The organism is Neobacillus niacini (genome assembly GCF_031456445.1).
Taxonomy (GTDB): domain Bacteria; phylum Bacillota; class Bacilli; order Bacillales; family Cytobacillaceae; genus Neobacillus; species Neobacillus niacini_I.
The window spans coordinates 1-12,386 of sequence record NZ_JAVDUQ010000046.1 but is presented as its reverse complement, the minus strand read 5'-3'; the positions used below and the strand labels follow the sequence as shown (position 1 = coordinate 12,386).

The 12,386-nt window shown below is 38.8% G+C and carries 14 protein-coding genes; 6 read left to right on the top strand and 8 right to left on the bottom strand.

Translation table 11 applies throughout. The features are described 5' to 3' along the window. Positions 1 to 39 precede the first annotated feature (39 nt). Positions 40 to 396, top strand: coding sequence for a DMT family transporter (locus J2Y67_RS25095; protein ID WP_310178464.1), 357 nt, complete (start codon positions 40 to 42; stop codon positions 394 to 396). 7 nt (positions 397 to 403) lie between these two features. After that, on the top strand, positions 404 to 724 hold the full coding sequence (locus J2Y67_RS25090) for a DMT family transporter (protein ID WP_310178462.1): 321 nt from the start codon (positions 404 to 406) through the stop codon (positions 722 to 724). A gap of 162 nt (positions 725 to 886) precedes the next feature. On the opposite strand, the gene J2Y67_RS25085 is transcribed toward J2Y67_RS25090, so the two are convergent. Continuing rightward, positions 887 to 1,528 carry a hypothetical protein gene (locus J2Y67_RS25085; RefSeq protein WP_310178460.1) on the bottom strand — a complete coding sequence of 214 codons (642 nt, stop codon included), beginning with the start codon at positions 1,526 to 1,528 and terminating at the stop codon, positions 887 to 889. A gap of 235 nt (positions 1,529 to 1,763) precedes the next feature. On the opposite strand from J2Y67_RS25085, the gene J2Y67_RS25080 reads away from it, so the two are divergent. Beyond that, positions 1,764 to 2,327, top strand: a complete 564-nt coding sequence (locus tag J2Y67_RS25080) for a hypothetical protein (protein ID WP_310178459.1) — start codon at positions 1,764 to 1,766, stop codon at positions 2,325 to 2,327. Positions 2,328 to 2,383: 56 nt separating this feature from the next. Here the strand turns inward: J2Y67_RS25080 and J2Y67_RS25075 are convergent, their stop codons facing one another. The 6 genes from J2Y67_RS25075 to J2Y67_RS25050 form a co-directional block, all read right to left on the bottom strand. After that, the gene (locus tag J2Y67_RS25075) at positions 2,384 to 3,868 is read right to left on the bottom strand and encodes a sodium:solute symporter family protein (protein WP_310178457.1); all 1,485 of its coding nucleotides are present in this window, start codon (positions 3,866 to 3,868) and stop codon (positions 2,384 to 2,386) included. Further along, positions 3,865 to 4,065: a DUF3311 domain-containing protein gene (locus J2Y67_RS25070; protein ID WP_310178456.1), complete on the bottom strand. Its 201-nt coding sequence runs from the start codon at positions 4,063 to 4,065 to the stop codon at positions 3,865 to 3,867. Before J2Y67_RS25070 ends, J2Y67_RS25075 begins: the two co-directional genes overlap by 4 nt. Before the next feature lie 12 nt (positions 4,066 to 4,077). Further along, entirely contained in the window at positions 4,078 to 5,256 is a 1,179-nt protein-coding gene (locus tag J2Y67_RS25065) for a M20 family metallopeptidase (RefSeq protein WP_310178455.1), read from the bottom strand. 182 nt (positions 5,257 to 5,438) lie between these two features. After that, positions 5,439 to 6,737, bottom strand: coding sequence for a helix-turn-helix domain-containing protein (locus J2Y67_RS25060; protein WP_310178454.1), 1,299 nt, complete (start codon positions 6,735 to 6,737; stop codon positions 5,439 to 5,441). Positions 6,738 to 6,878: 141 nt separating this feature from the next. Then, positions 6,879 to 8,105: a C40 family peptidase gene (locus J2Y67_RS25055; protein WP_310178450.1), complete on the bottom strand. Its 1,227-nt coding sequence runs from the start codon at positions 8,103 to 8,105 to the stop codon at positions 6,879 to 6,881. Positions 8,106 to 8,454: 349 nt separating this feature from the next. After that, positions 8,455 to 8,907: an NUDIX hydrolase gene (locus J2Y67_RS25050; protein ID WP_310178447.1), complete on the bottom strand. Its 453-nt coding sequence runs from the start codon at positions 8,905 to 8,907 to the stop codon at positions 8,455 to 8,457. Between the two features lie 146 nt (positions 8,908 to 9,053). On the opposite strand from J2Y67_RS25050, the gene J2Y67_RS25045 reads away from it, so the two are divergent. Then, positions 9,054 to 10,040 (top strand): DMT family transporter, encoded by a 987-nt coding sequence (locus tag J2Y67_RS25045; RefSeq protein ID WP_310178446.1) that lies wholly within the window; start codon positions 9,054 to 9,056, stop codon positions 10,038 to 10,040. Between the two features lie 37 nt (positions 10,041 to 10,077). Here the strand turns inward: J2Y67_RS25045 and J2Y67_RS25040 are convergent, their stop codons facing one another. Beyond that, positions 10,078 to 10,446, bottom strand: coding sequence for a TerB family tellurite resistance protein (locus tag J2Y67_RS25040; protein ID WP_310178445.1), 369 nt, complete (start codon positions 10,444 to 10,446; stop codon positions 10,078 to 10,080). Between the two features lie 323 nt (positions 10,447 to 10,769). Between J2Y67_RS25040 and J2Y67_RS25035 the strand changes: the two genes are divergently transcribed. After that, positions 10,770 to 11,552, top strand: a complete 783-nt coding sequence (locus J2Y67_RS25035) for a metal-dependent hydrolase (protein ID WP_310178444.1) — start codon at positions 10,770 to 10,772, stop codon at positions 11,550 to 11,552. Between the two features lie 136 nt (positions 11,553 to 11,688). Next, on the top strand, positions 11,689 to 12,303 hold the full coding sequence (locus J2Y67_RS25030) for a hypothetical protein (RefSeq protein ID WP_310178442.1): 615 nt from the start codon (positions 11,689 to 11,691) through the stop codon (positions 12,301 to 12,303). The last annotated feature ends 83 nt before the right edge of the window (positions 12,304 to 12,386 follow it).

Sequence of the window (12,386 nt, the reverse complement as noted above, 5' to 3'; positions counted from 1 at the left end):
GTATTGGGATGGCGCCTACTGATAAGGGAGAAGCTTTAAATGGATTGGATTTATATTTTGATTGCAGGTCTTTTAGAGATCGTCTGGATTATAGGACTTAAATATTCGCACGGGTTTACTGAATTCATACCTAGTGTCCTCACAGTGGGGGTTATCATTTTCAGCTTTTTTTTATTATCAAAAGCTTTACGTTTCATACCCGTGGGAACAGGGTATGCCATTTTTACGGGTTTGGGTACGGTTGGAACAATAGCTATTGGGGCGATTTTTTGGGGAGAGTCTATCAATCTGCTAAAAATTTTTTTTGTCATTTTAATGATTTTTGGAATAATTGGATTAAAAATCGAGTCAAATGTCGGTCAACAAGAAGTAGATGATTTGTCCAAGGGTAGGTGATAAGTAGATGGCATGGCTGTTACTCCTTCTTGCTGGATTTGCTGAGATTGGAAGTGTCATAAGTCTAAAACGTGCAGAAGGATTTAAAAAATTTCTTCCTACGGTAGCCTGTCTTGTATTTGGAAGTTTCAGCTTTTATTTTCTTTCCCTCTCATTAAAGGTTCTTCCAATCGGACCCGCTTACGCAATATGGACTGGCATCGGCTCTGTTGGAAGTGTCTTGGTAGGCATGGCTTGCTTTAATGAACCGAGAAGTAGTAAAAGAATCTTTTTAATCCTTTGTATTATAATAGGTGCTGTTGGTGTGAAAATAACTTCTGGACAGTAAGAATTATTCAGGCGCTTCATTACGGTGAGGCGAAAACTAATTTTCATGTTTAGTGGTCCCCACAATTGCATGTTTGGTGACTCATGCCCGGATTAAAAAAAGCCTAAACCAATTAGATCGATTTCCTCCATGGTCTAGGCTTTTTTTTGTTTGGGTAGATTCTTACTCCGGTATAATAATCTCCAGCTTCCCTTCCTGATTGATGATTTCAACCGCCTCGTCAGCAAACAAATAAGGGGTATCAAACCGATCCTGTTTTTTAATATCCAGGTAACTATTATTCGTAGTCAGAACAGGAAAAACAGCGTTCGTTTTCTTGAATAGGTTTTGAGTAACCTCTAATTCTGCCATCAAAATAATCTGTTTATTGGAGACAGAGAAAAATAGTTTACCTATCTCTCTTTCCTTATCATCCACGATTGGGATTTGTTGGAGAATGGAAATCAGACAGGTGACAAAGTCGTTTACATTCTCATTGGCTAAACCGGGTAACTGATACTCCGCTAAAGCTTTATTCATTCCCGTTTTGATTTCTTTATAGGAAAACACATCTTCGATACGAATAGCCGCTTTCGTTTTCCCGAGATTTTCAAATTTCCTTCTGGTCTCAAAAAGGTAATCCTTGATATATCCGGTATAATGCTCTCTATGCATCGCTAAATCCGCCAGTTCCTGAAAACAGCGAATCCCTTTACTTCGATTTCGAATCAACAGCAAAAACACATAAATATCCTTTTCATCAAACTTCTGATTGACTAACTTCTCATAATAATAGTTTAATAACGATTGCTCTTTTGTATCCATCGGTCTGCTCCTAGAAGAATTATTTCTATCCTATCTATTTTAAACTTATCCTTTTAATAGGACAAACCTTCTAATGAACTAGTTTACTATGGAAAAACGAAGAATTGTCTGCGGGCAATCGCAAAACCTCAAATGCCCAGAAGGGACGGATGGCTAAGAAATTTATCAATCAATGGGATTGTTAGACCCTGATTGAATATTATCTAAGTAAGTCTGAATATCAAGGGGTTAATGGATGAAAGTTCATTCAATTCGTTTTACTACTGTATTATTGGTCATAGGGGGACTTCTTTGGGTGTTTTTTGGTATCCGTCTAGCTAATAGTCCACCGGGTATCCCCTCTAAAGAAATTTATCGAAACTCGGTTGGCGCTATGCCCTGGTTAAGTATTGGAATGTTATTCATTACAATTGGGGTAGCCTTTTTATACCGCATTTTTGCTCTTCGTAAAGGAATAGTGAGGTTAGCTTTTATTTTCATTCAAATTGGCGGTGTTTTATATTTCATTGGACATTCCCTTAGGCAATTCTTAAATGGGGGGTGGGAACCCGCCGCACCCATTGGTTTTATTCTTATTATTATAGGAATGTTTATATTTGGTCTAAGAAGTATAAAGTTAAAATTCTTCCCTCATCCATCCGGATATTTAATATTATTAAGTTCTTTATGTCTCCTTTTTTTTAATGATCAATTCCTCACAGCATGGATGTCTGTTCCTTTTGGCTTAATTTGGATTGCTATCAGTGGGTTACTTTTGAAATCTCGTTGGAGGAAAAATGCTAATCAAACGATTGGTTAGGACAACATTGGAGGATTCCTCATTTAAGGAATCCCCAATCTTATGAAACTGCTATTTTACTGTACCGGTTCCAAAACATCGGCCTTCTGATGCGTTGATGCCGCTTTTTTTGTTACGAAACTAACAATCACTAAAATGATGATATTAATAAATAAGGCGATGATTCCGTCGTTCAAGTCTTTAATGACGTGAGGAAGATGCGGGAATAGATCTGCAATTTTTATATTCCCCAAGTCCATAAAAGACACTAACACACCACCAATAATAATTCCAGCAAATGCCCCCTGTTTCGTCACAAAATTCCTTTTCATCAAACTGGCAAAAAAGGCAGGGGCAAGCTGGGTAATAAAATTGTAAGCGATGATGGCGATACTAAAAAGGCTGTTTCCACCTTTGAAAGTTAAGTAAATGGCTACAAGAGATATAAAGGGAACAAGATATTTTACTAGTTTTGCAATCTGATTGTCCGCTGTCGCAGGAACGAATACCTGATAGATATTTTTAGCAAACAAAGTGGAAATGGTCATCAATAGCAAAGAACTTGGTACTAAAGCAGCTAACACACCGGCTCCGCCAATCAGCCCAACAAACCATGGGTCAAATGCCTGTTTGGAAAACTTGAGTAAGATTAAATCGGCTGCACTGCCTTTTAATCCTGGTGTCTGCAAGATGGCCGCAAACCCGACAAAAAAGGCAAACAACAAAATCAATTGGTAGATGGGCATAAGGGCTGCATTTTTTCTTAATGCCTTTTCGCTGGAAGCAGCAAAAACGGGAGAAAATCCATGCGGCCACATATAGAATCCAATGGAACTTAAGATAACGGTCGAGATATACCACGATACGCTCATTCCTTGTTCAGGTAGTACAGGAAAATTTGGTTTCGCCTGATCAATCGCCTCGAACATCGCATTAATCCCGCCGTAATAATGAAGAGGGAAATAGACTCCTAAAAAGACCACAATGCCAAGAATCAGTATATCTTTTAATATCGATGTCAGGGCCGAACCATGAATACCGGAAATCATTACAAAAATAGTTACACCAAGGGCTCCAATCCAAATGGCTGCTTTAGAGGAAATAACCCCATAGGAAGTGGCCGTCACAATATAGCCTAATCCTTTGAATTGGAGAACTAAGTAACAAGTACACGCGACAATCCCAATCACAGCAACAAGGACTCCAAGATACGGACTTTGATATTTTTTTACAAAAAAGTCAGATTGGGAAACTAATCGGTGTTGCTTTGCATACCTCCATATGGCAGGAAATACAAAGTAGGAGATCACCGTTGCCAGGCAGCCGTATGTGACGATACTAAAAATCGAACCCCCATCCCGATATGCAGAACCGCTTGCCCCTAAAAAGGTAAAGGTCGTATACATTTCACCAGCTGACAATAGGAAAACCAACAGGGTTCCCATTCCTCGTCCCCCCACCGACCACTGTTCCAAGTTCATTTCCTTCCCTTTTTTTGCCCAAATTCCAATAGCAACTGAAACAACAAAAAATAGCAGGATGAAAAGCACTGCAATATTCATTTTGAATCTCCCTCCCGGTTCGCTGGATCGAAAATATAGATAATCCCAAGTATTCCTGTGGTTAAAAAAGACCAGAGTACAATCCAAAAGTGAAAGAACGGCATTCCGAGAACGTAGGGAGTCATTCGATTAGTAAATAAAGCTCCTGCAACAAGACCGAGAAACGGGATAACGGCGAGCCAATAGATGGATTTCATTCTCTTATCCCCCTAGTATTTTTGATTTAATAATTTCAAAGTTCCGTGAACCAATAACCTTGTTCCATCCTCTAAAGCTTCTTCGTCAATTGTAAATTTAGGATGATGATGTGGATAGATAATCCCTTTTTCTTCATTACCGGCACCAATTGAAACATATGATCCAGGTACTACTTTTTGAAAAGCGGAAAAATCTTCACTTGCCATCATCGGCTTGACCAACTCTCGGCTTTCTTCTCCAAAAACTTCACAAACCGTTTCGTCTATTACTCTCGTAACTTCCTCATCATTAATAACAGGGGCATAACCGAACTGATAATTAAATTGATAGGTGGCTCCATGTGCTTCCGTTAGCCCCTTTACAATTCGTTCAATAAAGTTCGGAATCTTCTCCCGCAATTCCGGGCTAAAGCATCGAACCGACCCTCCAATCGTTACCGTACTTGGAATCACATTTATCGCACTTCCCGCATGGAATTGAGTTACTGAAATCACTAAAGTATCCTGAGCATCTTGATACCTTGAAACAATGTGCTGAAGATTCGTTACCACTTGAGCTCCAATCGCAATCGGATCAATCGTTTGATCAGGTTGTGAGGCGTGTCCTCCCTTACCTAAAACGGTTATTTTAAACGTATCCGCTCCGGCCATCATTGGACCATAACTCAAACCAATTTTCCCTAACGGAAGAGTAGAAACCAGATGGGCACCAAGGATTAAATCCACTCCCTCGAGGACACCTGCGTTTACCATTTCTTGGGCACCCCCAGGCGGAAGTTCTTCGGCATGCTGAAATAAAAAGCGAACTTCCCCACTTATTTGGTCCTTTAATTTGGTCAGAATCTTTGCTGCACCAAGCAGCATGGCCGTATGCCCGTCATGTCCGCAAGCATGCATGACACCTGAATTTTGTGAGACAAACTCGAAGTCATTCTCTTCTTCAATTGGAAGCGCATCCATATCTGCCCGCAGTGCAATCACTTTTCCTGGATGCTGACCTATCAACCGTGCCATAACACTGGTTTTTGTCGGACGTGAAATTTCCAAATCACCAAAAGATTGCAGTGTTTCATAAACAAATTGGGCTGTTTTTACTTCCTGAAAAGATAGCTCCGGATATCTATGTAAATGTCTCCTCCAGCTAATCACTTCCTCTTTAACCTCTAAGAATAAATCATCCATTGTTATCATTGTGAACACCTCCATAAACCTCCTTTTTAATTTTATTTTTGGTTAGTTTAAGGAAAAAATTCCTTAAATGAAGTATATAGGTTTATAAGGTGAGTTTCAATAGTTTTTTGAATTTTATGAATGTGGTAATCTTTAGGTTGCTAAAAAAGCCAAAATAAATAAGCACCCAAATCGATGGATGCTTATAACAATCGATATATTTTACTCGGTCTTCCCCGAGTTGCATAGGCCTCCTGGCCAACACATTTTGCCAAATCCACTTCACACATATCTGTTACAATCCGGCGCACATTACGCTCTGTCATCTCAAGTTGTGCCGCTAAATCCTTTGTTGTAAAATCATGCCATCCCATTTTTTGAATAAGGGCAACAATTTTTTTATACGTTTTTACACTGATATTTCCCTTTTTTAATTTTTCAATAAGGATTTCATTTTGGGAACGGCTTTCATACTGTAATTCATTGTTTTGACCAGGTGATTCGACAAATTTACCATCATCTTGAACCATGACAATTTCGCGCTTCTTCATTTCTTTTGAATGTTGAATGGCACGAAACGCATTGATTTCCGCTGCATAGGCAGTCTCGCCAAAACCAATCCCGACTGCAACCGTTGTTTCTGCCTCAAAAGCTAATTTTTGAACGGTTTCTTCCAGCGCTGCAATTTCTCGTTCAATGGCGCCGCGGGAGCTAAAAATCATGTATCTGCCGTTTCCCTTTTCTGAAAAAGAACCATTTATTTTTTCGCCCAGTTGAATCAACATTTCTTTTAGTCTGAGCTCTAAGTATTGTAGATGATAAGGAGTCTTCATTTCCTCCGCTACCCTGTTAAAATATTCAACTTCGATGATTTCAACGCCAATCTGGGTATCTTTAAAATACGAGGTTTTTACTTTTTCGGCTAGAATTCTAAGAGTTTGCCGTATCTCCATATAAGTCATTGACATTCGGTAGGCGGGAATTCCTTTTTCCCTTAACGCTTCACATACGGATGGGAAACAGGTTAATGCTCCTTCAGTTTTTCCTTTATTCCATAAATTCAGGTGAAATTGCAACAATTCGTTGGTATCAACATCCAACTCAAACTCTTTTGTATAAACGACTGGCAGTTTAATACTTAACTGGGATAAAGCTTCCTCGCTGACGTTGTTTACCGTCATCGTATCGATACTAAGCTTAGCAATCATTTTCCCTTGTTCATGAATCAATTCTAGAAAAGCTTTAAAAAAGCCTGATTCCGTTGCAGGAACATGGACCATGATTTTATCTGTACCCAACGTTTTTTTCGCAATTTCATAGGGGAGCGGTCCAGAAAAAAGCCATGCATGTGCACGAGAATGATGTTCTTTTACAATGTTCTCTACTTCATCGATTTCCGTATATGGGAAAGCAATGAATTCCAATTCCTGCATATATTCTTTGGCCAAATCTAAAATCTGTTTGATAGAAGATTCAAGGCCTACTAATCCGATTTTAAACATTGCGTATTCCGACTTCCTTTATGGTCTGTAATCAATTCCATGGTACATTCGATACCAAAATATACAAAAAGTACCTGCCCCAACATTATACCAGTTAGAGGCAGGTACGATAAATCAACATTATTTAGATTTGGCTATTTTTTAATAAGGAGATCTTGCGCCCAAGTATCTTGTTTTCCAATAGGATACGGTTAAATCGGAGATAACAACACCTTGGTCTGCTGCGCTAATGAATTTATTATTACCTAAGTAGATTCCAACATGTGATGGTCCGGCTTTGTAGGTTTCAAAAAAGACTAGGTCCCCAACGCTTGGCGAACTAACTGGTGTTGTTGCGCTCCATTGTGTACTGGTTGTTCTAGGCAATGAAATTCCTACCTGATCGAATACATATTTTGTGAAACCACTGCAATCAAAACCACTAGGAGTATTTCCTCCCCAGCGGTATGGGGTACCTATGTATTTTTGGGCCTCAGCAATTACTTCTTGGACCTTTGATGCGGAATTAGCAGCAGGTTTTTGAGCAACCTCTGCTTGCGGTTTCTCAACTGGCTTTTGGACAGTTGTTGATGTTGAAGGTGCTGCTGGTTTTACAGACTCTTTTGAATAGGTGCTACTCTCAGATTTTTGAGTCACGGTTGAACCGGACGTTACTGCTGGTTTTTGAGTCACCTTTGTCTCTGAAGGCTCGGCAGGTTTTACCGCAGTTTTTGATTCCGATTTTGCCACAACACTTTTAATGATCTCTACTCGTTTCACTGCAGCTTTCGCATTGGATTTAATAACTTTTCTAGTTGGAACTTCAGAAACTTTATACGAAGCAGCTGTTGTTTGGGCACCACTCACACTTAAGGTCTGTCCTACATAAATGCAGTCTGATGTTAAGTGGTTGATATTTTTAAGCTGTGAAACGGATACATTAAATCGGGTCCCAATCTTTGATAGCGTATCCCCTTTTTGGACAACATATTGTTTGTTAACAGAAGTAGTTGGAGCAGTAACTTGAGTACTAGTCTTTGAATTTGGTATTTTCAATTGCTGACCAATGCGGATCAAATCAGATGATAATCCATTCAAGCTTTTAAGTTCACTTACTGTTGTTCCATTGGCTCTAGCTAGTTCCCATAGACTATCACCTGGTTTTACTGTGTAGGTAAGGGATAATTTTTGATTTACATATATTTTATCGCTTGAAAGATCGTTCCACTCTTTCAAGTGATTGATAGAAACATTTTGTAAATGAGAAATTTTCCAAAGACTATCGCCGGGATGAACCGTGTATGTAGGTTCTTGTGCATTGGCAGTGGCTCCAAATGCAGTTAGTACAAGCCCGGCCGTTGCAGCTGCTGTTACTAGATTTTTTTTCAACTATAGCACTTCCTAACTTTTCATTATTAATACATAGATATCATAATGAAAAGTTAGTTAATGCACATCCACACAAAGTGGTAATATAGTAATTTTATTGAATACATGGCTATGTAAACGCTTTCTATTACAAACTATAGAAATAGCGGTAAATATTATAACATTGGAGTTTTACCGCTATTTTCTCCCTTTGTAACTTGACCTCAGTAACATATTTGTAAACGTTTTTTAATCTGTTAGAATATTTTTTCATGAATACTATTAGCCTAGTATAAAAGGACTGGTATGGCTTTTTGGCTGCCATAACCGAGCTTATTTGGGACAACTTGACTAAGAGACAGTCTCCTCACTAAATTAGTTTTTCTCCCCATTTTTGAATCAGCTTCATAACTAACGGACTTGTTCCTTCCGGTAATTCTTGTAGAGGAAAGAATTGGGCATCAATGGATTCCTCGCCATCCACTTTGATGGTATTGCTTTTTATATCAGGGGAAACATATACGATTGTAACTGGATAGAATTCGTCCCCATTTTCCAGTTTTCTGAAATACTGCTTTCCTGAAAAAACATCTACAAGCTCGAGCTCGCCAATTTCAACTCCTGTTTCTTCAAAAACTTCCCTTCTCCCTGCCTCTTCAGCAGATTCTCCTAATTCTAGGAGACCTCCCGGAAGCGCCCAAATTCCCTCAGGACGCTTTTGTAAAAGAATTTCCCCTTGTTCATTGAAAACACCCACGACTGCTCCTACTAAAATAATCGGGCGGGTGCCGATAACTTTTCGCAAATCCTCAATATAGCCCATATACATCCTCCAAAAATAATTATATTTCCATCATATCATTTTTCCTTTATGACTGATTATCCCTCTAATTTAACTAGTGCAGGCCCTTTCAGTCTCGTGTATAATGGCTAACTAGAGTGATAGACGTAATTTTGGAGTGGACTAGTATGAACCAGCAAAAGGGCTATACGCGTTTTTTTACAAATAAATACTGGGTAATCATGGTTGCAGTATTTTGCTCAGTTTTATGGGGAAGTGCTTTTCCGGTTCTTAAACTTAGTTATGATGAGCTTGGGATGGCAGAAGATGATTTATCGGCAAAAATTGTTTTTGCCGGAATCCGTTTCATGATGGCGTCTTTGTTGCTGCTGTTTTTCATGTTCTGCGTTGATCGTAAGGCCTTGAAAGTGAACTGGCGGCAGTGGCCTGCTATTATTGGTTTAGGATTATTTACAACGTCTTTAAGTTATTTCTTTTTTTATAACGGATTGGCCCATACATCGGGGATGAAGGCATCCATTTTAAATTCTAGCGGCGTATTTTTCGTTGTTTTTCTGGCACATTTTGTTTATAAAGATGACCGCCTAGATTGGCGTAAGGCTTTAGGGTTGATTACGGGATTCGGGGGTATTGTGCTGTCAAATTGGGGACAGGATGCTTCACTAGACTTTTCGTTTTTGGGAGAAGGTTTTATGCTACTTTCCGGATTAGCCAGTACTTTCGGTACCTTTTTATCAAAGCGCCTTTCGGCAACTCTTCATCCCTTTGCCTTAACCGGTTGGCAAATGTTCACAGGTTCGTTTATTATGCTTGTAGTCGGGATTCCAAATCTTAAACCCCATGCGCTTGACTTTACCCCGAATGCGTGGCTGTTATTGGGGTATGCCGTATTTCTTTCTGCAGCAGCCTTCGCATTGTGGACCTCTTTACTCAAGTATAATAAGGCAGGGGAAGTTTCACTTTATAAGTTTGTCGTACCTGTTTCCGGAACAATACTATCAGCGATTTTTCTGCCCGGTGAACACATTACCGTTAATACAATTGTAGCACTTCTACTAGTAGCTGTTGGTTTAACGGCTGTAAATCAGAAAGGGAAAAAAGGCTTGTTGGGTTTTAAAAAGTGGCGGCAGGCTGAGCAGCGACTATATAAATAAAAAGGAGCTTGGAAATCTGCCAGGCTCCTTTTATTTGTCAAAGGGATAATTCCTTTATCTTATCAATCCAATCCTTGAAGCTTGCAAATTCTTTCGAATTAAAACCGAAGTATTCCTTGATTATGCGGATTGATTCACTTTCTTGTTCATGAAATACTCCATCGGAATAAATTAGTTGGAACAGCTCAGCTAAGACGATATTTTTGGAGCGTTCCGATTTAAATTTCTTGAGAATATCCTCCATGGCGAGACCTTTTAGTTGGTAATCCTCAAGATCCATTTCTTTTTTATATTTATTTACAATTGACTCTTCAAATATAGATCGATTCCCATCAATTGCGGCAATTAAATTAGCTAATTCAAGAAAAGCTTCTCTCTCCTCTGAGTGAAGTTCTGCTAGGAACAATACATACATCTCCTTATAATCTTTGTTTATTTATACGAATAATAACATATTTGGTTTCAATTATTTAGTAAGTTAAGTCACAGGAACTTTTTTTAAGAGATTATGTTTCCCGATTAATTTAGGGAATTAAAATCTGAAGGACATTTTCCCGGGTCCCTGCCTGATTTTTTCCTTCACCTATCTTATCAAAGACATTAATATACTAAAATCTTTATTCTTTCCTTCATTTTACTCATTATGATCTCCTTCATGCCCAGGTTCTAAATTTCCAATCCTAAAAATAAAATTAGATTGGTCGTGATTATTGTTTAGGGGGTCACACGATGAAAATTCAACGGCTTGGCCATGCTATGTATGTTTTAAAAAGTAAGGAAGGAAAAAACTATCTGATTGATCCGTTTTTTGATTTAAATCCCGGGTTTCCGCCGGATTTGGATACAGCTGAGTTCTATCAATCCCTTGATTGTGTTTTTCTAACTCACGGGCATTTTGATCATACAAGCGGGCTGTCTAAAATTATTGAACATAAACCTGAAGTTATGATAGTTGCGCAATATGAGCTGGCATTAATTCTTCTACAGCAAGGGATTAAAAATGTCCTGCCGGTCAATTTAGGAGGCTCTGTTTCCTTTGATGATGTGTTTGTTACGATGGTCCAGGCAAAGCACACTTCTTCTTATAGAGAAACTGAGGGTACTCCTGTGTATGCGGGAGAAGCTGCCGGCTTTATTTTTGATTTTCAAAATGACTATACTGTCTACCACTCAGGGGATACAGCCTTGATGTCCGATATGAAGCTAATTCAAGACGTGTATCAGCCTGAAATTGCGATATTATCCTCTTCCGGGCATTTCACGATGAGTCCGAGGGAAGCAGCTTATGCGGTAAAGCATTTATTAGATGTTCATTATGTCATACCGAGTCACACCTTCCCAACCAATGAAACCGCCGCAGCACCTGAATCCTTAACACAACTACTCAATGCCTTTCCAGTGGTTGATTTCATGGTCGACAAAGACAAAGAACTAGAGAAGCTATTAAAAGATTACCCCAAAACAGCTGTTATCCCCCTCGGTTACGGAGAAGAAGTGTCTTTTGAAAAATAAAAGAGAGGTAAGAAACAGCTACTAAAAATATAGATAATTACGATGAAACCTGTAGACAGTTTCTACAGGTTTTGCTATATTTAACGCATAGAACATACGTACGTATACCGTTGGGTGAAAACTGGAGGTGATTGGAGTGCCCAATAAGGATAAACCTGCTACTATCAATCAAATTTTGAGAAATGTAAAGCAACGAAGTTCTTCCATTGATCCTAAAGATTTTGAAGAAATCAAGTTAATTGCCAGGCGCTTTGCAAAGGTTAAAAACTATGTTTACTCTCGATTTGCTGGGATTAATAGTTTTTTAATGTTGAAAAATTATCGGAAATTGATTCGCGATGTTTGGGTCCAGACTAAATTTGCCGACCAGTGGAAACTCCCTGCTAGATACTGGAAACTTGCTTTAGACGATGCGATTTCAAATATTAAATCAAATTGGTCCAACTTGAAAAATACAATAAAAAAAGCTCTCCGGAACAATCCAAATGTCACGGAGGATGAAATACATTATATTTACTACATTTTAAAAGCAGATGAACTGCTGTATGCTGTTTTAATGAGGAATACTTTTTGCAAGCCCCCAAAAATTAAGAAGCTGGAAATTAGAGAAGATTATGTTCATCAGTTAATCAGAAGATATATCCGTAAATACAAAGGCTCCACTCCTTACTCTCATAAAGAAACGAACCTCATGATCGACGCCCCTATGTATAAATACATCTATGAAGCTGAATCCCTATTTATGAAATAGCCGAGAACACTCGTGACTTCAGTCATGAGATGAATCGGCTTCGGATAGGGCGTGGCTTATGCCAAGTTAACTATCCGACATAT

Coding starts and splice junctions, on each gene's coding strand:
- J2Y67_RS25095 (WP_310178464.1), top strand. CDS start 40: ATGGATTGGATTTATATTTTGATTGCAGGTCTTTTAGAGATCGTCTGG.
- J2Y67_RS25090 (WP_310178462.1), top strand. CDS start 404: ATGGCATGGCTGTTACTCCTTCTTGCTGGATTTGCTGAGATTGGAAGT.
- J2Y67_RS25085 (WP_310178460.1), bottom strand. CDS start 1,528: ATGGATACAAAAGAGCAATCGTTATTAAACTATTATTATGAGAAGTTA.
- J2Y67_RS25080 (WP_310178459.1), top strand. CDS start 1,764: ATGAAAGTTCATTCAATTCGTTTTACTACTGTATTATTGGTCATAGGG.
- J2Y67_RS25075 (WP_310178457.1), bottom strand. CDS start 3,868: ATGAATATTGCAGTGCTTTTCATCCTGCTATTTTTTGTTGTTTCAGTT.
- J2Y67_RS25070 (WP_310178456.1), bottom strand. CDS start 4,065: ATGAAATCCATCTATTGGCTCGCCGTTATCCCGTTTCTCGGTCTTGTT.
- J2Y67_RS25065 (WP_310178455.1), bottom strand. CDS start 5,256: ATGATAACAATGGATGATTTATTCTTAGAGGTTAAAGAGGAAGTGATT.
- J2Y67_RS25060 (WP_310178454.1), bottom strand. CDS start 6,737: ATGTTTAAAATCGGATTAGTAGGCCTTGAATCTTCTATCAAACAGATT.
- J2Y67_RS25050 (WP_310178447.1), bottom strand. CDS start 8,907: ATGGGCTATATTGAGGATTTGCGAAAAGTTATCGGCACCCGCCCGATT.
- J2Y67_RS25045 (WP_310178446.1), top strand. CDS start 9,054: ATGAACCAGCAAAAGGGCTATACGCGTTTTTTTACAAATAAATACTGG.
- J2Y67_RS25035 (WP_310178444.1), top strand. CDS start 10,770: ATGAAAATTCAACGGCTTGGCCATGCTATGTATGTTTTAAAAAGTAAG.